The organism is Flavobacterium psychroterrae, assembly GCF_018380615.1.
Taxonomy (GTDB): Bacteria; Bacteroidota; Bacteroidia; order Flavobacteriales; family Flavobacteriaceae; genus Flavobacterium; species Flavobacterium psychroterrae.
Genome location: NZ_JAGYVZ010000016.1, coordinates 129,328 through 152,013, shown reverse-complemented (window position 1 = coordinate 152,013; position 22,686 = coordinate 129,328). Strand labels below are relative to the sequence as shown.

24 protein-coding genes are annotated in these 22,686 nt (G+C 31.7%); 15 read left to right on the top strand and 9 right to left on the bottom strand.

All coding sequences use genetic code 11. The annotated features are described in order from the left end of the window. Positions 1-176 precede the first annotated feature (176 nt). Positions 177-2,447, bottom strand: a complete 2,271-nt coding sequence (locus tag KHA90_RS17060) for a M1 family metallopeptidase (protein ID WP_213303340.1) — start codon at positions 2,445-2,447, stop codon at positions 177-179. 188 nt (positions 2,448-2,635) lie between these two features. Between KHA90_RS17060 and KHA90_RS17055 the strand changes: the two genes are divergently transcribed. The 3 genes from KHA90_RS17055 to KHA90_RS17045 all read left to right on the top strand — a co-directional run bounded on the left by KHA90_RS17055 (position 2,636) and on the right by KHA90_RS17045 (position 4,737). Then, on the top strand, positions 2,636-3,487 hold the full coding sequence (locus tag KHA90_RS17055; RefSeq protein WP_213303337.1) for an aldose 1-epimerase family protein: 852 nt from the start codon (positions 2,636-2,638) through the stop codon (positions 3,485-3,487). Between the two features lie 11 nt (positions 3,488-3,498). Continuing rightward, positions 3,499-4,050, top strand: a complete 552-nt coding sequence (locus KHA90_RS17050) for a GNAT family N-acetyltransferase (protein ID WP_213303334.1) — start codon at positions 3,499-3,501, stop codon at positions 4,048-4,050. Positions 4,051-4,182: 132 nt separating this feature from the next. After that, positions 4,183-4,737, top strand: a complete 555-nt coding sequence (locus KHA90_RS17045; RefSeq protein WP_213303331.1) for a DUF3575 domain-containing protein — start codon at positions 4,183-4,185, stop codon at positions 4,735-4,737. Here KHA90_RS17045 and KHA90_RS17040 read toward each other — a convergent pair. Continuing rightward, complete coding sequence (locus KHA90_RS17040) at positions 4,732-4,965, bottom strand: VF530 family protein (RefSeq protein ID WP_213303328.1); 234 nt, start codon at positions 4,963-4,965, stop codon at positions 4,732-4,734. The two genes, KHA90_RS17045 and KHA90_RS17040, sit on opposite strands and share 6 nt — an antisense overlap. A gap of 212 nt (positions 4,966-5,177) precedes the next feature. Between KHA90_RS17040 and smpB the strand changes: the two genes are divergently transcribed. From smpB to KHA90_RS17025, 3 genes are all read left to right on the top strand, one after another. Beyond that, positions 5,178-5,633, top strand: coding sequence for an SsrA-binding protein SmpB (gene smpB / locus KHA90_RS17035; protein WP_213303325.1), 456 nt, complete (start codon positions 5,178-5,180; stop codon positions 5,631-5,633). 75 nt (positions 5,634-5,708) lie between these two features. Then, positions 5,709-6,350, top strand: coding sequence for a hypothetical protein (locus KHA90_RS17030; RefSeq protein ID WP_213303313.1), 642 nt, complete (start codon positions 5,709-5,711; stop codon positions 6,348-6,350). Positions 6,351-6,442: 92 nt separating this feature from the next. Continuing rightward, complete coding sequence (locus tag KHA90_RS17025; protein ID WP_213303311.1) at positions 6,443-7,492, top strand: Fic family protein; 1,050 nt, start codon at positions 6,443-6,445, stop codon at positions 7,490-7,492. 120 nt (positions 7,493-7,612) lie between these two features. On the opposite strand, the gene KHA90_RS17020 is transcribed toward KHA90_RS17025, so the two are convergent. Next, complete coding sequence (locus KHA90_RS17020; protein ID WP_213303299.1) at positions 7,613-8,254, bottom strand: protein-L-isoaspartate(D-aspartate) O-methyltransferase; 642 nt, start codon at positions 8,252-8,254, stop codon at positions 7,613-7,615. 143 nt (positions 8,255-8,397) lie between these two features. On the opposite strand from KHA90_RS17020, the gene KHA90_RS17015 reads away from it, so the two are divergent. The 9 genes from KHA90_RS17015 (at position 8,398) to KHA90_RS16975 (ending at position 16,166) form a co-directional block, all read left to right on the top strand. Further along, complete coding sequence (locus KHA90_RS17015) at positions 8,398-9,363, top strand: Gfo/Idh/MocA family protein (protein ID WP_213303296.1); 966 nt, start codon at positions 8,398-8,400, stop codon at positions 9,361-9,363. Positions 9,364-9,450: 87 nt separating this feature from the next. Then, positions 9,451-10,338, top strand: coding sequence for a 3-hydroxyacyl-CoA dehydrogenase family protein (locus KHA90_RS17010; RefSeq protein WP_213303293.1), 888 nt, complete (start codon positions 9,451-9,453; stop codon positions 10,336-10,338). Positions 10,339-10,378: 40 nt separating this feature from the next. After that, positions 10,379-10,909, top strand: a complete 531-nt coding sequence (locus KHA90_RS17005) for a hypothetical protein (protein WP_213303290.1) — start codon at positions 10,379-10,381, stop codon at positions 10,907-10,909. Beyond that, entirely contained in the window at positions 10,900-11,577 is a 678-nt protein-coding gene (locus tag KHA90_RS17000) for a YggS family pyridoxal phosphate-dependent enzyme (RefSeq protein ID WP_213303287.1), read from the top strand. The genes KHA90_RS17005 and KHA90_RS17000 overlap by 10 nt, the downstream gene beginning before the upstream one ends. Positions 11,578-11,645: 68 nt before the next feature. Next, on the top strand, positions 11,646-11,993 hold the full coding sequence (locus tag KHA90_RS16995) for a four helix bundle protein (RefSeq protein ID WP_213303283.1): 348 nt from the start codon (positions 11,646-11,648) through the stop codon (positions 11,991-11,993). 98 nt (positions 11,994-12,091) lie between these two features. Beyond that, positions 12,092-13,453: an exonuclease domain-containing protein gene (locus KHA90_RS16990; protein WP_213303280.1), complete on the top strand. Its 1,362-nt coding sequence runs from the start codon at positions 12,092-12,094 to the stop codon at positions 13,451-13,453. Between the two features lie 30 nt (positions 13,454-13,483). Continuing rightward, positions 13,484-14,323 carry an ion transporter gene (locus KHA90_RS16985; protein WP_213303278.1) on the top strand — a complete coding sequence of 280 codons (840 nt, stop codon included), beginning with the start codon at positions 13,484-13,486 and terminating at the stop codon, positions 14,321-14,323. Positions 14,324-14,478: 155 nt separating this feature from the next. Next, the gene (gene miaA, locus KHA90_RS16980; RefSeq protein ID WP_213303275.1) at positions 14,479-15,396 is read left to right on the top strand and encodes a tRNA (adenosine(37)-N6)-dimethylallyltransferase MiaA; all 918 of its coding nucleotides are present in this window, start codon (positions 14,479-14,481) and stop codon (positions 15,394-15,396) included. A 23-nt stretch (positions 15,397-15,419) separates the two neighbouring features. Continuing rightward, the gene (locus tag KHA90_RS16975) at positions 15,420-16,166 is read left to right on the top strand and encodes an acyl-[acyl-carrier-protein] thioesterase (RefSeq protein WP_213303272.1); all 747 of its coding nucleotides are present in this window, start codon (positions 15,420-15,422) and stop codon (positions 16,164-16,166) included. A 136-nt stretch (positions 16,167-16,302) separates the two neighbouring features. On the opposite strand, the gene KHA90_RS16970 is transcribed toward KHA90_RS16975, so the two are convergent. The 6 genes from KHA90_RS16970 to KHA90_RS16945 all read right to left on the bottom strand — a co-directional run bounded on the left by KHA90_RS16970 (position 16,303) and on the right by KHA90_RS16945 (position 22,649). Next, positions 16,303-16,839: a hypothetical protein gene (locus KHA90_RS16970; RefSeq protein WP_213303269.1), complete on the bottom strand. Its 537-nt coding sequence runs from the start codon at positions 16,837-16,839 to the stop codon at positions 16,303-16,305. After that, positions 16,826-17,515: a peptide chain release factor H gene (prfH, locus tag KHA90_RS16965; protein WP_213303266.1), complete on the bottom strand. Its 690-nt coding sequence runs from the start codon at positions 17,513-17,515 to the stop codon at positions 16,826-16,828. Before prfH ends, KHA90_RS16970 begins: the two co-directional genes overlap by 14 nt. Before the next feature lie 12 nt (positions 17,516-17,527). Next, positions 17,528-18,919, bottom strand: coding sequence for an RtcB family protein (locus tag KHA90_RS16960; protein WP_213303263.1), 1,392 nt, complete (start codon positions 18,917-18,919; stop codon positions 17,528-17,530). 3 nt (positions 18,920-18,922) lie between these two features. Further along, positions 18,923-19,669, bottom strand: a complete 747-nt coding sequence (locus tag KHA90_RS16955) for a hypothetical protein (protein ID WP_213303249.1) — start codon at positions 19,667-19,669, stop codon at positions 18,923-18,925. A 673-nt stretch (positions 19,670-20,342) separates the two neighbouring features. Then, positions 20,343-21,059 carry a response regulator transcription factor gene (locus KHA90_RS16950; protein WP_065449593.1) on the bottom strand — a complete coding sequence of 239 codons (717 nt, stop codon included), beginning with the start codon at positions 21,057-21,059 and terminating at the stop codon, positions 20,343-20,345. A 3-nt stretch (positions 21,060-21,062) separates the two neighbouring features. Next, positions 21,063-22,649 (bottom strand): sensor histidine kinase, encoded by a 1,587-nt coding sequence (locus tag KHA90_RS16945; protein ID WP_213303246.1) that lies wholly within the window; start codon positions 22,647-22,649, stop codon positions 21,063-21,065. Positions 22,650-22,686 lie beyond the last annotated feature (37 nt).

Below are 22,686 nucleotides of genomic sequence, written 5' to 3'. Positions count from 1 at the left end.
GAATAAACTGGAATGTTGTTTTTTAAAACTTTATTTATACAGCCAAGCTTAAACTCATAATCATATTTTACTCTTTTTTCCATAAAAATGCCCCCAAATAGTGTCTAACTTTTTGGGGGCAGTTCAGCTATCACTTACTATCGGGTTTTAAAAACTTTATAACATCATTAAAACTTTTACTTTTTAGTAAACGGGATTACTTGTCCGTTACCTAAAATAATCATATCAAAACCTGTTTTTGCTTCATTGAATTTAAATTTCAAACCTGCACTAGTCGACTGAAAAGTATCCTTTTCGTTTTCTACAGGAGTTACAGTAAACTTAGGAAAGTTTGTAATTTCGACATTTAGCGTTCCATTTTTTTCTGTAAAGTCAATTTTCAAAGGCGCTTTTGAAGTGGAATAGTTTCCTAAATAACCATCCAAAATAACATCCTTCTCTATTTTACCGTTTCCCAATGTCCACGTATTGTTTGCCTCATTATTATCTGGAAAAAGGTGTTCAGGATCAAGCGTTATACTTTCAATTTCTTCAGTAGAATTGTGTTTAAATGTCCAAACTGTATTACGTTGCCAAATTTCTACCGGCAAATTAACTCTTGAAACTTTTCCGCTTTTAGTTTTTATATCTAAAATAACCGGCATTGGCATTTTATCGAAATTTTCAATTGTAATTGCAATTCCTTTTGCCGGATCGTTTTTGATGTATTTTATTGAATTAATTCCCTGGTCAAAACGCCAGTTGTTTACGAACCAGCTTCTCCAGAACCAACTTAAATCTTCCCCTGCAACATTTTCCATTGATCTGAAAAAGTCGTCAGGTTGCGGATGTTTGTAAGCCCAACGCTCAATATAAGTACGGAAAGCGATATCAAAACGCTCTTTTCCTAATACTTGCTCTCTTAAAATTATTAAGGCTGTACTTGGTTTAAAATAACATAACATACCAATATTAGCTTCCTTCATATTATCAGGAGAACTCATTACGGTTTCTAAATTAGGTCTTGTAAATGATTCAGCTCCTTTATGAAAATCTGTTGGTTCTTCAATATATTCTCCTTTATTAAATTCTGCGGTACTTAATGAGTTAATAAAAGTATTAAAACCTTCATCCATCCAACCGAATAATCTTTCATTTGAACCTACAATCATTGGAAACCAAATGTGTCCAAATTCATGATCTGTAACTCCCCATAAATCTTTTCCTTTAGATTCCCATCCGCAAAAAACGATTCCGGGATATTCCATTCCGCCTTCATTTCCTGCTACGTTTGTCGCTGCCGGATAAGGATATTCAAACCATCTTTTAGAATAATTTTCTATAGCAGCTTTTACATATTCAGTAGAACGTCCGTAAGCGTCTTGTCCAGCACTTTCTACCGGATAAGCAGATAAAGCCAATGATTTTTTACCACTTGGCAAATTAATTTTTGCTCCGTCTAAAACAAAAGCAGGAGATGATGCCCATGAAAAATCACGTGCATTTTTTATTTGATAATGCCATGTTTTTTCGCCGGCAGCATTTGTATTTGCCGTTGCAGCAACTTCGTCAGCAGAACGAATCATAACGGTTTTATCGCTTACAGAAGCTTCTTTATAGCGTTTGAATATTTCTGCAGGCAATACTTCTGAACCATTCAATAATTCTCCTGATCCTACAACAAAATGATTGGCAGGAACGGTAAGTTTTACGTCGAAATCTCCATATTCTAAATAAAATTCCGAAGCTCCTAAATATGGCGCAGTATTCCATCCTTTTACATCATCGTACACGCACATACGCGGATACCATTGTGCAATGGTGAAAATTTTACCATTTTTAGTATCTAAAACTCCCATTCTGTCTGATCCTTCAAGAGGAGCGGTGAATGAATATTCGATTTTGATTTTAACAGCTGCTCCTTTTGATGCTAATTCTTCGGGAAGAAATATTTGCATTCTGGTATCTGTAATTACATATTTTGCCTCAATTTCGTTTTTTTTCTTTCCAACAGAAATTACTTTTACCGATTTTATTTTATTTCCTCCATCAAAAACCTGACCCTGAGCTCCGTTACGACTTCCTGTTAAAGGCACAACTGAATTTCCTCGTGAATCTTCTTTAAATAAATTCTGATCAAGATTCAGCCATACAAATGACATTTTATCAGGACTGTTATTGGTGTAAGTGATTTCATCTGTACCAATGATTTCATTTGTAGTTCCGTTTAATTTTGCTGTTATCTGATAATCAGCTCTGTTTTGCCAGTATTCAACTCCCGGCTGACCACTTGCAGAACGAGTAGGCGTTCCGTTTTTTGTATAAAATTGCGGTCCAAACGCATCATGATAGTTGTAGTTATTAACTGGTTTTACCGCTGTTGTTGCAGGCGTTTGTTGTGCCCAAACAGAAGAAATCCCAACAAACAAAGCCATCGTTAATAAGGCTTTTGACGATTGTATTTTCATATTTTTTAGCTGTTTATGTAGCAAATTAATGAAAAAAAAAGCTATTTACAGAGAAAACAAGAATCATAAATTTAATTTTAGCAAAAATTTATCAGAAAAATAATTTGAAGCATTTTCTTAAAAAACTAAAATTTATAAAATATATTTACATCAATATAAAAATTAATTCATTTTCAATCAAACATACTTTGAACACAACTATTTCAAATTCAACACTAAGTGCTTCTATTAAACATTCCGGAGCCGAATTGTTTTCGTTGAAAGACAATCAAAATAAAGAATATATCTGGGAAGGGAATCCTGATTTCTGGGGAAAACATTCTCCTATTCTTTTTCCGATTGTTGGCACTTTAAAAAATAACAAATACACAATCAGCGGAACAGAATATGAATTACCAAGACATGGTTTTGCCCGTGATATGGAATTTGAGCTGATTAACAAAACGGATAATAGCGCTGTTTTTTCATTAAAATCAGATTTGGAAACGCTGAAAAAATATCCTTTTGAATTTGAACTACAATTAATTTATACTCTTGAAGAATCATCTTTAAATATTGAATATAAGGTAATCAACAAAGCTGACGGTAAAATGCCGTTTTCAATTGGAGCTCATCCCGCAATTGCTTTGCCTGAAATTTTTGAAGATTATGCGTTTGAATTCGAAAAAGAGGAAACTCTAAAATATTATCTTTTAGAGAATGATTTGATTTCTAACAAAACTAAAGTGTTAGAAACAAATGATAATCTGATGCCTTTAACTTATAAATTATTCGAAAATGATGCTTTGATTTTTAAAACTTTAAAATCGAAATCATTGACTATTCTTGAAAATTCAAAACCTTATATTAAGGTTGATTTTGAAGACTTTCCTAGTTTAGGACTTTGGACGAAGGAACAAGCTCCTTTTATTTGTATTGAACCGTGGCTGGGTTACTCTGATACTGATGAAAATTCAGGAGATTTATTCGAAAAAGAAGGAATTTTGGTTTTGGATGAAAATCAAACTTTCGATTCAAAATTCACTATCACAATATTATAATTTCAGACAAAATGTTAGAATTTAACTTTACTCCATTTCCTGTAATAGAAACTGAACGTTTGCTTTTAAGACGAATCACAAACGATGATGTAAATGAAGTTTTTGAATTGCGTTCGAATCCGGAAACGATGAAATACATTCCAAGACCATTGGTTAAAAATGCTGAAGATGCTTTAGCACATATTGCCATGATTGATGACAAAATTGTAACAAATGTGGGAATCAATTGGGGAATCACTTTAAAAGGGAAACCTAAATTACTTGGAATAATTGGGTATTACAGAATGCAGCCTGAAAATTATCGTGCTGAAATAGGATATATGTTATTGCCTGAATTTCATGGCAAAGGTGTAATTCCTGAAGCCGTAAACCGATTAATTAAATATGGATTTGGGGATCTAAAATTACATTCAATTGAAGCTGTAATAGATCCTGAAAATTTTGCTTCTGAAAAAGTGTTGCAAAAATGCGGTTTTGTTAAAGAAGCGCATTTCAAGGAATCTGAATTTTATGAAGGACGCTTTCTCGATAAGGTAATCTATTCATTATTAGAGCCTAAGTAACATTATCATCTGTCACAAAAAAAAATTCCCATTAATTTAGTAAATTTTGATAATAGTAACTAATGGTTTACGTTATATTTGCACGCGAAATAAGCGATAATACTTATTTGTAATACCACCAAAAACTATTTTATGAAAAAAATCCTAATTGTAATCGTTCTTTTCTTTTCGATTCAATCTCAAAGTCAAACTTTTATTAAATTTAATGCTGCAACAGCTTTACTTGCAATACCTAATGTTGGGATTGAGACAAGCATTGGAAAAAAAATGACTTTTAGTGTTGATGTAATGGCTTCGTTCTGGGAATCTTTCAACGGTCATAATCCAATGAAATTTTATACTTTAACTCCTGAAGTACGTTACCATTTTAAAGAAAAATACGATGGATTTTATGTAGGTGGTCACGCAGGTCCGGATATCTACGAATTGCAAAAATGGAATTACTGGGATAGCAATAAATATGAGCACGGATTTGGTTACCGTTTAGGTGTAACTGTGGGATACAACATTAAAATAAGTGAAAAATTTTTACTTGATGTTTTTGCAGGCGCAGGTTGGCACCAGGGTTTTTACAAAGGATATTACAACGACGGAACTCCTGGGAGATATGAAAAAGCACCAAACTGGAATAAAAGTGGCGAATGGCTTCCTTACCGTGGTGGGGTTATGCTTTCTTATAAATTATAATTCGTTACTAAATTTAGGTAGTGAATTAACGTATAAATCTTCTACTTTTTTTCGAGCCCAATCGGTTTTTCTTAAAAAAGTCAAGCTTGATTTCACACTAGGATTTGAAGTAAAACATTTTATCGGGATTAATTCTGCTAAAGTATCAAAGCCGTAATGATCTACTAATATTTCTACAATTTTTTGAAGTGTAATTCCGTGTAAAGGACCTTTTGATAGATTTTGCATTTTTATATTTCTTTCATAATATTAAAAAGACCGTACAAAAAAAGTACGGTCTTTGTCTTTTTACAAAACTACTAAATTGAAATGTAAATAATCATTATTTTACAAATTTACCTGATGCTTGCTCTTCAAAATTGATTAAAATCATGAATTGAAAAGAATGTTTAATTATCTTTGATTGCGCCAAAGTTTTTATTTTACTTACATTTGCACTTATGTTAAAAACAGTCAATATACTTAATAAAAGAGCTCGATTTGATTATGAGATAATCGATACTTATACTGCTGGAATTGTTTTATCCGGAACTGAAATTAAATCTATACGATTAGGGAAAGCAAATATCACAGAAAGTTTTTGTGAGTTTAGCAATCTGGAATTATTCGCTATAAATACTTATATAGAAGAGTATTCATTTGGAAATCAGTTCAATCACAAATCAAGAAGCGAAAGAAAATTACTTTTAAATAAGAAAGAATTAAAAAGCCTTCATAAAAGTGTTCAGGCAAAAGGTCTTACAATAGTTCCGCTGAAATTGTTTACCAACGAGAAAGGACTTGCAAAATTACAAATAGGTCTTTGTAAAGGAAAGAAAACTTACGACAAACGTGAATCTCTAAAAGAACAAGATACAAAACGCGATTTAGACCGAATAAAAAAAGCTCATAACTAATATATTTTAGTATCAAAGGCATTTTTCTTACATTTTTATACGTATTTTTACTACAATAATTATAAAAATTATAATATGAAAAAATACTTAATTTTATTAATGATTGCTTTTGCAATTTTTAGCTGCGGTACTAATACCTCTATTGTTAATAGTTGGAGAGATCCAAAAATAACCGTTGCTCAGGAAAATTTCAAAAAAGTTTTAGTAGTTGCATTGGTAAAAGATGAAGCTTCACGAAGAATAACTGAAAATAGAATTGCCGCAAGTAATGAAATTTTCAAAACTTCATACCAGTATTTAAACGAAACAACAAAAAGCTTAACTCAGGAGCAAAAATTAAAAATTTTGCAGGATGAGAATTTTGACGGAGTTATCACATTACGCTTAGTAAGTACCGAAAAAGAAACTGAATATGTTCCAGGAACTTACACCGGTATGTATTACGGCGGATTTGATGGTTTATACACCGGTATGTATGGTTATGGCTTTGGGAATTGGTACGGAATGTATTCTCCCAACTTTTATGACCCTGGATATTATCAGGAAACTACATCATACATGGTAGAAACGAATGTTTTTTCATTAAAAGAAAATAAATTAATCTGGACAGGAACAACAAAATCAGATTACGTTACTGATTTAGGTTCAACCGTAGATGCAATCATGCAAACTGTAGTTGGCGAAATGAGAAAAGACGGTTCGCTTCCAAAAAAATAAGATATTTAAAAGCAATTTTAGTTTATTGCTTTTTTTTATCTAAAAAAAAATGACTAAACCTGTCAAGACAATTTAAATCATAATTTAAAAAAATGAAAACACTTCTTAAAAACGCGAGAGAGCAGAAAGGTTTAAAAACTCGTGAAGTGGCACAAATTCTTGGTATCGATCAGGCACTAATCAGTAAATTTGAATCAGGAGCAAGAAAACCTACAAGAGAACAAATTACAAAATTTTCTCAACTATTAGAGATTGATTTTGAAACTTTGATGATTGCATGGTTAAAGGAAAAAATTCTTTATGAAATTGGCGATGATGAATTTGCCTTAAAAGCTTTATTAGTAGCTGAACAAGAAATTAAATACAATAAAACTGTTTCAAAATTAAAGATCTCAAGCACTCTAGAAAATCTTTTAAAAGAAATTGATGTTTTAAAATCGAAATTAGACAGTTATCGTCAATATGACAGCTATAGAATTACTCAGGCATTAGAATTAGAATATACTTTTGAAAGTAATCGAATTGAAGGAAATACAATGACACTTCGGGAAACCGATATGGTTATTAACGAAGGTTTGACGATTTCAGGTAAAAGTATGCGCGAACATTTAGAAGCGATTAATCATCATGAAGCTATTGGTTATATTAAAGACCTGATGCAGAGAAACGTTTCGTTAAACGAACGTGATCTTTTATCAATTCACAATCTAATTCTTCGTGGGATAATTCCTGAAGATGCCGGTCGTTATAGAAAAGTACAGGTTATGATAAAAGGCAGCACACATATGCCACCACAGCCTTTTTTAGTTGCTAAACAAATGGAGGATTATTTTATTTGGTATGAAATTAATAAAAACAAGTTACATCCCATTATTCTTGCTGCTGAAATGCATGAAAAATTAGTCACAATTCATCCTTTTATTGATGGTAACGGAAGAGCTTCGCGTCTTGTAATGAACCTAATTTTATTGCAAAAAGGATATATAATTGCTAATATCAAAGGAGATAATGATACGAAAATGCAATATTATCAAACTTTAGAAACTGCTCAGACAAAAAACAATAAGGAAGACTTTTTGCTTTTTGTTGCTAAAATTGAGAAAGAAAATCTAGAGCGATACATTGGTATTATTGCTCAGTAAAACAAAACACGAATTTCACTAATTTGCACAAATTAAATACTCTACTAATTACGTTTGTGAAATTAGTTTCAAAGACAATTCGTAATTTGCGAAATTCGTGTTTAAAATTTAAGGTTATTTTTAATTTTTATCTTCTAATAAAGGAACAAATCGAAATTCTCCAAATTCATGTTTTTCAAATTGCGTTTCGTTTTTACGAATCAATAATGTCATAATCTGAACATCTTCTCCTAAAGGGATAACAAGCCTTCCTCCTATTTTAAGCTGTGCCATTAAAGGCTGAGGAATAAACGGAGCTCCGGCAGTAACAATAATACTATCAAAGGGTGCGTAACTTGGTAACCCTTTATAGCCATCTCCAAAAGATAAATGTTTAGGACGAATATTTAATTTTGGAAATAAATTTGAAGTTGTTTTAAACAATTCATTTTGTCTTTCAATACTAAAAACTTTAGCGCCTAACATGCATAAAACGGCAGTTTGATACCCTGAACCGGTACCAATCTCTAAAATTTTATGTTCTTTCTTAACTTCTAATAATTGGGATTGAAAAGCAACAGTGTAAGGCTGAGATATAGTTTGCCCCGCTCCTATAGGAAATGCCTTATCCTGATAAGCATAATCTTCAAAACTAGAATTTAAAAAAAGGTGTCTTGGGATTTTTTTTATCGCATCCAAAACCGCTCTGTCAGTAATTCCTTTTTGTTCTAAAGTATTTACTAATTGATTACGAAGTCCTTGATGTTTGGCAGTGTCTTTCAAAATAGGTAGGTTTAATTTTTGCAAAAATAAGAAACAAAACAGGAAATCAAATATTGATTTTTAATTATTAAATCGCTAAATCTTTACTGCAATCACTTTTACTTTCAACAAATAAATTATATTTTTGTTTAAAATACATTCTCATGTTAAAAGTAGGAGTTTTAGGTGCAGGTCATCTTGGTAAAATACATTTACGCTTATTACAACAATCTGACCAATACGAATTAGTTGGATTTTACGACGAAAATCAAGAAAATGCCGAAAGAATTTCAAAAGAATTTGGCTATAAAAACTTCAGTACTATCGCAAAATTAATCCACGCTGTGGATGTCATTGATATTGTAACTCCAACACTTTCTCACTATAAATGTGCTAAGGTAGCTATAAAATCAGGTAAACATATCTTTATAGAAAAACCAATTGCAAATACTGTTGACGAAGCTGAAGAAATTATTGCTTTAGCCAAAGAATACAACGTAAAAGGTCAGGTTGGTCATGTTGAGCGTTTTAATCCTGCGTTTATTGCAACAAAGAACATGATTGAAAATCCAATGTTTATAGAAACGCATCGTTTGGCAGAGTTTAATCCGCGTGGTACAGATGTTCCCGTAGTTTTGGATTTAATGATTCACGATATTGATGCTATTTTAAGTGTTGTACATTCAAAAGTAAAAGATATCCATGCAAGTGGCGTTTCTGTAATCAGTGATACTCCGGATATTGCAAATGCCAGAATTGAATTTGAAAATGGATGTGTGGCGAACTTAACTGCCAGTAGAATTTCGATGAAAAACATGCGTAAAACACGTTTTTTTCAAAAAGATGCCTACATTTCAGTTGACTTTCTAGAGAAAAAATGCGAAGTAGTCCGTATGAAAGATGCTCCTGAAATTCCTGGAGATTTTGATATGATCCTGCAAAATGCCGAAGGTGTAAAAAAACAAATCTACTTTACGAATCCTGATGTTGAGCAAAATAATGCAATTCTGGATGAATTAGAATCGTTTGCAAATGCAATCAAAACAGATACAACTCCTGTTGTAACCCTAGAACAAGCTACAGATGCTTTGCGAGTAGCCTATCAAATCATTGACTGTTTCGATAAATAATTGAAAATTTAAAAAATAAAGTTAGCCACGAATTCACGAAAAATGGTGAATTCGTGGCTAAATCATAAATATAATATCTAAGATAAAATGAAAACTATGGCTGTAATTGGTGCAGGAACAATGGGTAACGGTATTGCCCATACATTTGCACAAAGTGGTTTTACTGTAAAACTGATTGATGTTTCTGAGAAATCATTAGACAAAGGAATGGCAACTATTGCCGCAAACTTAGATCGAATGTTGTCTAAAGGAACAATTACTCAAGAAGACGTTGCAAAAACTATTACTAATATTATTACGTATACTGATATTAAAGATGGTGTTGTTGGTGTTGATTTAGTTGTTGAAGCTGCTACAGAAAATGTAGAGTTAAAACTAAATATCTTTAAACAATTAAATGAAGCTTGTTCTCATAATACAATTTTAGCAACAAACACTTCATCCATCTCAATTACACAAATTGGAGCAGTTGTATCGCATCCTGAACGTGTTATAGGAATGCATTTTATGAATCCGGTACCAATCATGAAATTGGTCGAAATCATTCGCGGTTACAATACCAGCGATGAAGTGACCAAAATAATCATGGATTTATCTGAAAAATTAGGTAAAACTCCTGTTGAAGTAAACGATTATCCGGGTTTTGTTGCAAACAGAATCTTGATGCCTATGCTAAATGAAGCAATAGAAACGTTATACAATAAAGTAGCCGGTGTTTACGAAATTGATACCGTTATGAAATTAGGAATGGGGCATCCAATGGGACCTCTTCAATTAGCTGATTTTATAGGCCTTGATGTTTGCCTTGCCATTTTAAATGTAATGTACGAAGGTTTCAAAAACCCAAAATATGCTCCTTGCCCATTATTAGTAAATATGGTTAGAGCCGGAAAATTAGGAGTAAAATCTGGTGAAGGATTCTATGATTATAGTGAAAGTAAAAAAGCAGAGAAAATCTCTAAGCAATTTATTTAGTATTTTCATTTATAAAGCCAGATTACTTTTCGTCTAAGATATGATTACATTTGAAGGAAAATATAAAAATTTAAAAGCTCGAATTTTTAGCGAAGAACCTTTTGCTTTTTTATTTGTAAGCATATTTTATTCATTTATACTTTCTTATTTTTTTAAAGACGAAAACTTGAAATATTACGCATATTTTCTCGAATTAGCTCTTATAATATTATTCGTTATACTAACCATAAATACATTCAAAAGTATTATTAATAAAGTAACTTTTAATGAAAGTAATATTAAATTAGAAGGAGAAATTTTTAATAAAGAATGGGAAAAAGTAATTCCTTTAAAAGAGATTAAAATTGAAGCTAAGGGTAATCCGTCTCGATCAGGTTTGTGCGGTGTAACTTTTTACATAAAGTTAAAATCAAAAGATAATAGTTATATTATAAATTCATTTCAAACATTTTCAGATAAACAAATACTCGAAATATTTAATGAATTTAAAAAGTACAAAGGAGAAAAAATTATAATTGATGAAAAGTTATATTTAATGAGAATCCAAGAGAAAATAGAGAAATGTCAATAGTATCGAATTTAAATACAATTAAAGCAAATCTGCCAGAACATGTAACTCTAGTTGCAGTTTCTAAAACGAAACCAGTTCCGGATTTAATGGAAGCTTATGAAGCCGGTCAACGAATTTTTGGAGAAAACAAAATCCAGGAAATGGCTGATAAGTACGAAGAAATGCCAAAAGACATTCAATGGCATATGATTGGTCATGTACAGACGAACAAAGTCAAATTTATGGCGCCTTTTGTGAGTTTGATTCATGGTGTTGACAGTTTAAAATTATTACAGGAAATCAACAAACAAGCTTTAAAAAGCAACAGAATCATCGATTGTTTGCTTCAAATACATATTGCTGAGGAAGAAACTAAATTTGGTTTAGATGAAAATGAATTAGATGAATTATTATTGTCATCAGAGTTCAAAAAAATGAAAAACATTCGTATCTTAGGTTTAATGGGAATGGCAACTTTCACAGAAAATCAAAACCAGATTAAAAAAGAATTTACACATTTAAAATCCATTTTTGATTCTATACAACAACGTAAAGACGCACAGCAGTGCGCCTCTACAATGGATGATTTTTCAACAATATCAATGGGAATGTCCGGCGATTACCAACTTGCCATAGAGTGCGGAAGCACAATGATTCGGATTGGTAGCAGCATTTTTGGAGGCCGTTGATTTTTCAATATCAATTTCAATTGCAAAAATCAATATCAAATTTTAAAAGTATAAATCAAATAATTTAAATGGAGAAAATATTCAATTTTGAAGATCGATTGGTTCGCTTTGCCGGAGAATGTATTTTCTTTACACGAAAATTAGAACGATTATTTGAAAATGAGTATTATAAAAATCAACTAATTAGATCATCGGGAAGCTCATCTTTAAATTTTGGAGAAGCACAAGGAACAATTACTGATAAAGATTTTATATTTAAAGTGTCCTTAGTTGTAAAAGAATTAAAAGAATCCAGAAACTCATTAAAAATTCTAGATTATATTAAAGAAGGTGATGAAGATAAAAGAAATAAGCTTTTAATTGAAGTAGAACAACTTATCGCTATTTCATCAAAAATGATAATAAATAAAAAATAATTTTCAATGACAATCACAATATCAATAACAAAAATCAATTTTAAAATATTGTTTTTTGACATTGTAATTGATTTTTGTTATTGATATTGACATTAAAAATGTACGCAATACTAGACATAGAAACTACTGGAGGCCAGTTTAATGAAGAAGGAATTACTGAAATCGCCATTTATAAATTTGATGGCCACGAAGTAGTTGATCAATTCATTAGCCTCGTTAATCCTGAAATTCCGATTCAGCCTTTTGTGGTGAAATTAACCGGAATCAATAATGCTATGTTGCGTTCTGCTCCTAAGTTTTTTGAAGTTGCAAAACGAATTATCGAAATCACATCTGATTGTATCATCGTAGCACATAATGCTTCTTTTGATTACAGAATCTTACGAACAGAATTCAGACGTTTAGGTTACGATTTTGAAGCCAGAACACTTTGTACAGTTGAACTTGCTAAAAAACTAATTCCAGAACAACCCTCTTATAGTTTAGGAAAATTAGTTCGCGCACTTGGAATACCAATGGCAGACAGACATCGTGCAAGCGGTGACGCAATGGCAACGACAAAGTTGTTTAAAATGCTTCTTGAAAAAGACACCGAAAAAACTATTGTAAAGGATTTTATAAAGCTTGAAGTAGAAAAAGGAATTGCACCAAAATTTTTAGATCTTTTAGCTCAAATGCCAACTAAAACCGGTATTTATTATATTTATAATGAAGGTGGTAATCTAATTTACATTGGCAAAAGCCAAAATATAAAAAAGAGAGTCAATCAGCATTTTACCGGAATTACAACTAAAAGTAAAAAAATTCAAGCCGAAGTTTTTACCATTACTTATGATGAAACCGGAAGCGAACTTATAGCTTTACTGAAAGAAAGCCAGGAAATAAAAATAAATCGTCCACGACATAATCGTTCACAACGAAAAACAATTTTTCAATATGCCTTATATCCCGAAAAAGATGCAAATGGGTATATTAACTTAAAACTTGAAAAAGCCGACGGTCGTAAAAAAGAAATTACATCATTTGCAACTTTACAAGAAGGTAAAAATGCACTTTTTAAATTCACCTCAAAATATCTTTTGTGCCAAAAACTAACAGGATTGTTCCAAAGCAAAAAAGAATGTTTTCAATATAAAATAAAAGAATGTGATGGCGCTTGTATCGGAGAAATCCCTCCCGAAGTCTACAACGCCAGAGTACAGCAATTTATATCCGAAAACAGTTTCGATAATAAAAGTATGATTATCATTGACAGAGGACGAAATGTAAATGAAAGAAGTGCTATATTAATAGAAAACGGAATTTATCAGGGATATGCCTTTTACGATTTAAATTATCAGATTACAAACATCGAAATCTTAAAAAATATCCTAATCCCGATGGAGCACAATCGCGATGTCAAGAATATTATTCAAAATCATATTCGAAAAAGCAAATCGCTTAAAATTCTACATTTTTAACACAACAAAACTTTCATTATCTTCGTGGATATGAAAAAAACAAAATCAAAATACGAAGTCTTTAGAGAACAGATCAAAATCATTCTATATGGTACCAATACCATTTTAGGACGAATGTTCGATTTAGTTTTGCTGGGATTAATCCTGTTGAGTGTGATATTAATCATGATGGAGACCGTTCAGGGAATCAATCAAAAGTATCACTATCAACTTTTTATTTGCGAATGGGTTATCACTATATTTTTTACTATCGAATACATTTTAAGGATAATTTCGATTCAAAAACCGGTTAAATATGTTTTTAGTTTCTACGGAATCATTGATTTATTAGCAGTTTTACCCATGTATTTGTCCATCTTTTTCCCTGGCGCAAGCATTTTGTCTATCATAAGAGCGCTACGTTTCTTTCGATTATTCAAAATTTTACATATTCCGCAAATATCACATCAATCTGTACAACTTCGGGAAGCAATTGAAGCAAGTAAAGAAAAGATTCTTGTATTTATTTACTTTGTCCTTATTAGTACAATAATTATTGGCTCAATAATGTATTTAGTCGAAGGCCGAAGTTCTGGTTTTACAAGTATCCCAATGAGTATTTATTGGACAATTGTAACCTTAACTACCGTTGGATATGGAGATATTTCTCCACAAACTCCTTTAGGACAATTTATTGCCGCTTTAGTAATGATTTTAGGTTACGGGATTATAGCCGTGCCCACAGGAATTGTAACAGCAGAATTTGCAAAAAGCAGCCTTAGAAATAATGCCGTTAGTACTAAGAAAACATGCAAAAATTGCAACTCTCAAGTACATTTTGACAGCGCAAAATATTGTTATGAATGCGGAACCGAATTACCAAATAATTAATAATATGAGGAGCTATTCCAGCTGTACATTACAACTCCTCCTTATCTTTGTTGTTTTTTTAAGGCATAAAAGGAGCTTCTAAAGTCGCTCTTTTATCCCAAAAAAAACTAACAAATATAAGTCCGGGGTTTTCACTCCCATCTGGGCTAAAAAATATGAAACACTTAATTACCATCGTCGGACCAACAGCTATAGGAAAAACAGCCTTAAGCATTGCTTTGGCCCAACATTTTAAATGCGAAATAATATCTTGTGACAGTCGTCAGTTTTTTAAAGAAATGACTATTGGCACCGCAGTTCCAAATCAGCAAGAATTAGAATCTGCAACACATCATTTCATTCAAAATAAATCTATTTTTGAAAATTACACCGTTGGCGATTACGAAAAAGAAGCACTTGAAAAATTAGAAGAATTATTTCAAAACAATGATTTTGCGATCCTTATTGGCGGTTCAGGATTGTATGTAGATGCCATTTTAAAGGGTTTCGATGAGTTTCCTGAAATCAATCCTGAAATACGTTCTCAAGTAAATTCTAATTACGAAAAACTCGGAATTGAATACCTGCAACAGCAATTGCGAAATTTAGATCCTGATTATTACCAAAAAATAACATTAGAAAATCCACAAACACTTCAAAACCCACAACGAATGATGCGTTTTGTAGAAGTTTGCATCGGAACTCAAAAACCATATTCCTCTTTTTTAAATCAAAAGAAAAACAATAGGAACTTCACTCCTATTTTAATTGGTCTAGAAGCCGAAAGACAAATTATTTATGATCGTATCAATCAGCGTGTTGATATCATGATGAACGAAGGATTATTAGAAGAAGCTAAAACTTTGTATCCAAACAAAGCGTTAAATGCGCTTCAAACTGTGGGATATAGAGAATTATTTAGTTATTTTGATGAAGATTTCTCATTGCCATTTGCCATCGAAGAAATCAAAAAAAATACCAGACGTTTTTCTAAAAGACAACTTACATGGTTCAAGAGAAACGAAAACACAAAATGGTTTGATTATGCCACACCAAAAAGCGAAATCATCTCATATATCCAATCTAAAATCTAAAATTTACAATCAAAAATTAAAAAATGCCTATATCACCAAATTTCACATCGGTTTTAAGCAAAGACTGGGAAATAAATTTTACACAATGCACGCCAAATGGCTTTTTAAAATATACAGATTTATGTAATATATTACAACTAACCGCTGCAGCACATTCTGAAGTTGGAGGAATCAGCTTTTTTGACATGCAGGAATTTCACCAAGCCTGGGTTTTAAGCCGAATGCGAGTTGAAATCACTGCTTTACCAAAATGGCAGGATGTTGTAACAGTAAAAACATGGATTAACAGCTTAGAAAATTCTCGTTCAGTGCGTGCGCTCGAAATGTATGTAAATGGAAAAAAAATAGTAGGTTGTGAAACTTATTGGGCTGTTTTTAATACACAAGCGCGTCGTCCGGAACCTTTGGCTTTACCTTACGAACATTTTGAATTGTTCCCTGAAAACAGAGCCACAACCGAAGGTTTTTCAAAAATTAACATCAATCATGATAAAGAAGCTGTTTTTGAAAAAACGGTTTATTTATCAGATTTAGACATTGTAAATCATGTCAACAATGTCAAATATTTAGAATGGTGCCTGGATCATGTAGACGAAAAACGAATTCTAAAACAAGAAGTAAAAAGTTTTGAAATGAATTTCATGAAAGAACTTTCACTAAAAGATCAGGTTGTTATTCACGAAAGCGAAGATGATAACCATACTACAGCGACATTTAGTATTACAAAAGGCGAGAAAACGTGCTTTGCATTAGAATTACATTGGAAATAATTATTGCCCACAGATTTAACGGATTAAACAGATTAACACAGATTTTTATATTTTATTTGTGCTAATTCGTGCAATTCGTGGCGAAAAAAAAACAAAAAACGATGCAATTTTGCATCGTTTTTGTTTCACATCAAATTTATTTTGATTTATTTTTTAAATCTTTTTTTGATTTTTTAGACTTCTTTTTCTTTTCAATCAAATCAATCTTTCCTTTAATTCTTTTCTCTACTTCCGCAATATCCGAATCAAAAGCAAACTGTAAAGTGCAAAGTTTAGCATTTTTAATTGCTGCCAATGCATCTCTAAACTCTTGCTTCGCTTCAAAAAGAATCGCTTTCTTTACATAAATTTCAGATTTATTAATTCCTTTTATGGTCAAAGCAAAATCAATTAGTTTTTGAGCTTCATCATAATCTTCATTCAAAATTAAAGTCTGTAAATAATGCGGATATACTTCAAGCGCATGAATATTAATAGCCAAAGCTTCCTGAAAATAAGATTTAGCTTCCTCATAATTCCATAATTGCTCTGCCTGAATTCTTCCATAAAGACATAAAACCATTGTGTTTTTATCATTATAAGAAGATGCATAATCTAAAGATTCGATAGTTCCTTCAAGCCAATACGGATAATTATCCAGAGCCTGAAAAAGGTATTTATCAATTGTTTTCATTTCGTAACTCTGTTTTTAATTTCTGACGGGCTCCTTTGTAGCTTTTCTCCACTTTATTCTTTTTAAAGTCAGAACCGCTAAAAACTCTAACAGGATTTCCTCTCTCAATATTCAGTTGATTTTCCCATTGTTTTCCAACATGATTTTTAAGCTGCTGCAAAGTTTCGTCTTCTAATTTTTTTAATAATCTTTCTGTTGCCAGTTTTTTATTTTGGTGTTGTGACCGGCTATCCATAGATACAACTGCAATTCCTGTTGGAATATGTGTTGCCCTAATAGCTGAACTTACTTTATTGACGTGTTGTCCGCCAGCTCCTGAACTTCGCATTGCCTGATATTGAATATCATTTTCTGAAATTAATGCATTCTTTTGCGGTTCAACTTCAAAAATACCAATAAACCAATTTTTACGCTTGTGCATTTTCCTAAACTGACTTTGACCAATCCATTGAATTGTTCCTATCCAGGAATTAGCAAACATTTCGGCATTCTTTCCTTTTACAGAAATAGTTGCTGTTTCAATCGTTCCGTTTTCCTGACCAACTTCTCTTTGAAGCAAAACAGTTTCTAAACCTTGATCCTGTGCTTCGTCCAAAACTTTTTTAAGCACTTGGGCGACAACCCAAGTGCATTCTGCAGGTCCGCGACCTGCTGTTATCTGAATTATTTTTTCCACTTTTAATTTCTTTTATCGGTCCATTCTAACAATTTTTGGAGTGAAAGTTCCCAGAACTTCAACCAAATCTATTTGATTTCCCATTACTTTTGTAATGTCTTTGTACGCCATTGGTGCCTCGTCAATATTGCCGCCAATTAATGTTACATCATTGGCTTTCAATACTTTTTTGATTTCACTTTGAGTAAAAGTAGCTTTACATTTTGCTCTTGAAAATAAACGCCCCGCTCCATGTGAAGCCGAATTTAAACTTTCAGCGTTTCCTTTACCTTTTACAATATATCCCGGAGCTGTCATAGATCCCGGAATAATTCCTAATTGACCTTCAGCAGCGGGAGTCGCACCTTTTCTATGTACAATGCATTCTTGCCCGTTTACTATTTCTTTCCAGGCAAAGTTGTGGTGATTTTCAATCGTAACTACTACTCTTTTCCCTATTGCTTTGGCAATTCTTCTATGAATATCATCGTGACAGGCTTTTGCATATTCTCCTGCCAAATTCATTGCTAACCAATATTCCTGTCCGTCATGTGTGTTCAAATCTAACCACGCTAAATGCTGAACATTCTTTGGTAGCGGACATTGTTTTGTTGCTAAATAAGTATAATGCTTTGCAATATTAGCACCTAAACCACGTGAACCACTGTGTGACAAAACTGCAAAATATTCGCCAACGCCTAACTTCCATTCGTTTTCCGGATTGTCAATTTTTGCGATACCAAATTCTACAAAATGATTTCCTCCTCCAGAACTTCCCAGCTGTTTATAAGCTTTAGGCAAAAGATTTTTTAATAACGGAATATCCTGAAATTCGCTTTTGTAAAAAACTTCGTTATCTGCTTTTGTTGCATGTGTTTCATTCATTCCGAATTTTGTATTGTCTTTTAAAATTGCCTGTAACTGATGTTCCTTTCCTTTGAAAAAGGAAGCCGGTAAATCAAAAATCGATAAGCTCATTCGACAGCCAATATCGACACCAACTCCATACGGAATAACAGCATTATCTGTTGCTAAAACACCACCAATTGGCAATCCGTAACCTGAATGTGCGTCTGGCATTAAAGCTCCAGCAACCGAAATTGGTAATTTTAAAGAATCATACAACTGAAATTTTGCTTGCTCATCGATTTCATTTTCTCCAAAAATGGTGAAAGGAACTCGGGTTGTTTTCAACTGATGCATTCTCACCTGAACCGGTTTTATTAAACCTTCAGCAACTTTTCCCCAGGTTCCGTGTCCTTCAAACTTTTCAGGATGGAGCAAAACGTCTTTAGCTTCTGTTAGAATAGACTCCTTTTTTTCTCTTTTTCTATATCTGTTTATTTGCCCTAAAGCGATATTTATTGAATTATTTTTTGGAAACCCTAACTTAATCAGGTCTTTTCCGGATAATTTATTTCCCATGATTTATATCATTTCGTCTCTATATTGCTGATACAATACATGCAGACTTTTATTTTTAATTGGGCTTATCTCCCTTGGATTTTCATTTTGATAATAACTCCAACGACGAGAAAAGCCATCTACTAATTTATTTATTTTATATCTCAAATTAAGATTAGTAATGTAATTGTCCAGAACCTGAATTTCACTTTCCAAAACTGCATCAACCATTTTAGTATGCGTTATCATGTACGGTTTAACGCGAAATACATAACGCCATGGTTCATTAAATACGTAATGAATTTTATAGCGTTTACAATTAGGACACCATCGTTCCCTTTTGTAAAAATGCGATTTCTCTTTTTCAGTCAATGTTAATTTTGAACTTCTCCATTCTGATTCAGAAAACTCTTTTACTGCTTGAAGCTTTTCGACATATACATGTTTCCTTTTCCTTTTTTTCTTTTTCTTAAAAGATTTTTCAGAAGAATAATGCCACGTATTTATCTTTTCCAGCAAGGTTCTGTAAAATGAAGCGTCATTTGATCTTACTATATCTTCTCTTAGCACAAAACTGCGTTCCCAACCTTTTTGATAAGGTGTTGCTAAAGAAATCAATGGCAAATTTTGGCGTTTTTTCCAGAGTTCAATTTCAATTTTTCTTAACTGAATTAAATGTTTTTCAAAATCTTCTTTTACTAATCTTTTCTTTGTTCGTTTGTTTTTAAAGCGAGAGCACAAAGCATACTCATCTGCTGTATAATTTTCCATAAAAAATTATAGTGCATTAAATTAATGACCAAAACTGGCTATAACATTTTATCCGTGAGGATAAATAATAAAATCGATTATTCGGGAAAATTGAAGTGTCTAGAATAAAAAAAGCCCGAAACTAAATGTCTTCGGGCTTTTTTATATATCTAAAAATGAATTTCTAAGATTGAAATAAGCCACGAAGAAGTGCTGCACCAAATTCGTTTGATGTGAAGCTTTGAGATGATGATGTAAATACAAACATTTTTCTTCGTTATTAAAGGGTTATTACTTTTTCGAATGCAAATATTGTGAATACTTTTTTAATTTTCCAAATTATTTGGAGAAAATTCGTGTAAAAATTGTGTGGTGAATTTTTAAAACTTACAAAAAATGATCTATTTACCTAATAAATAAAGACTTATATCAAATTAAAATTTGAATATTTTAAATTCTAAATTCCAATCTTTTCGTCATGTTTTCGGAATGTTTGTCAATTTTGACAGAATGGAGAAATCACATCCTATATTTAACAAAGATTGGCGACCATAGTAACGAAGTTTCTTGTGTGATTTCTGCTTCGTCGAAATAACAAGATTATTGCTATTGTTATGATTTTACAAAATTTTTACGCATAAAAAAAGCCCTGATTTCTCAGAGCTTTTTTATGTTTTTGTTTTGTGAATTTCGTTTATTCTGCAACTTTGCTTTTAACAACTAATCTGAAACCTTCACCGTGAATGTTTAGGATTTCAACATCTTCATCTGCTTTTAGATATTTTCTAAGTTTAGCGATGTAAACGTCCATACTTCTTGAAGTAAAGTAGTTATCATCTCTCCAGATTTTTGTTAATGCTAATTCTCTTGGCATCAAATCATTTTCATGAAGAATCAACATTTTAAGTAATTCGTTCTCTTTTGGAGATAGTTTTATTGGCTCGTCGCTTTCGAATGTTAAGAATCTAAGTTTAGAATTTAAGTGGAATTTACCAATATTAAATTCAAACTGAACTTGTTCTGCTTTTGTATCCGCAGATTTTCTTTGAATGATAGCTTTAATTTTCATCAATAAAACTTCTGAATCAAAAGGTTTATTAAGGTAATCGTCAGCACCCGCTTTGTATCCTTTTAGCACATCCTCTTTCATAGATTTTGCTGTTAAGAAGATAATTGGCACTTCGCTATTCTTTTCTCTAATTTCTTTGGCTAAAGTATAACCATCTTTATAAGGCATCATTACATCAAGAATACATAAATCATATACATCTTTCTTGAATTTCTCAAAACCTTCCATACCGTTTTTAGCTAAAGTAACTTCAAAGTCATTTAACATTAGATAATCTTTAAGAACTGCCCCAAAATTAAGGTCATCTTCTACTAAAAGTATTCTTTTGTTATTATTTTCCATATTTTAATTTATTAATGGTATTTTTATTATAAAGGTGCTACCTTTTCCTTTTTCGCTTTCAACATATACTTGACCATTGTGGTCTTCTACTATTCTTTTTACATAAGCCAGACCTAAACCGTGTCCTTTTACATTATGCAGATCCCCGGTATGTTCCCTGTAAAATTTTTCAAAAACTCTTTTTTGAGCTATTTTACTCATACCTAGACCATTATCTTTTATTTTTATCAGAATCATGTCTTTCACATTTTCCGTAAAAATTTCAATCTCCGGAATGTTAGGTGAATATTTTATGGCATTTTCTAAAATATTAACCAACACATTTGTAAAATGTACCTCGTTAATCAAAGAAGTTGTTCTTGCAGCATTATAGTGCTTAACAACTGTTCCGTGTCTGTCTTCTAAGATTAAATTTACGTGTTCAATTGCATCATCAATTATATCATGAATTGCAGTTGGTTCTTTTATAATATCTAATTCTCTTTTTTCTAATTTAGAAATTCGAAGAACATTTTCAACCTGGGCATGCATTCTTTTATTTTCATCCCGAATCATTTGCAGATATCGAAATACTTTTTCCTTATCTTCAATAATTTTAGGATTCTTAATGGCATCAAGAGCTAAATTTATGGTTGCAATTGGTGTTTTAAACTCATGCGTCATATTATTTATAAAATCTGTTTTGATTTCAGAAATATGTTTTTGACGTAGTAATTGATTCAACGCACTTGTGTAGGCAACTATTATAATTAAAGTAAAAATTATTGATAATATTGTGATACTCAACAATTCAGACAATAAAAATTTCTTTTTATGGGGAAAAGTTATGAATAACTCATATTTGCTATTCCCTTCATTATCAGTATAAATTGGCACGTGGTAACTTGCATCTTTATCGTAATGAAATCCGTCAGACTTTACTTTTGTCGCAAGACCACTATTAAGAACACCATATTCAAACTTGGTTTTTACACCATATTCTTCTAATTCTTTCTTTAAAAGTTTCTGAAGTTTATCTTTTGTAATTCTTCCTTCTATAGGTGTCAACGAAGCAATATCTTTATATTGAATTTGCTGCTGTACTTTATTTAAGATGTCTAAGCTACCTGATTTTTCAATTTTAAGATCTGGAATAATACTTTGTCCTAATGCATTATTATCGATTCCGTTATTATTATTGTAAACTTCTGTTACTCTTTTTGAACTAAAATTTTTAAATCTTTCACTACTGAATTTTTTATTAAATAGCGAACCATTTATATCATAATCTTCAGATGTAAGAGTGTTCGAATAAACTATTGTTTTATTTGTTTTTGTATTTCTCTGAACATAAAGAACTTCTAACAGATCTTCTTTTTTGGGAGTTTTACCAGTACTGTCTTTTATACGATTGTACTTGTCATAAAAGCTGTATTCTTCTTGCTGTTCCAGTTTATCTGCGACATTACCGATAACTTGTGTAACGTGGTATTTAAACTGTTCATCGTTGTTTTTAAACGAAGAGTTGAACCAATATACCTGTACCAGAATGATCCCTATTAAGGACAAACTCATTAGTAAAACAAGTATTCTAAAAAATATTTTATTCATCGCAACAAAATTAATATTTTAACAATATACTAAATAA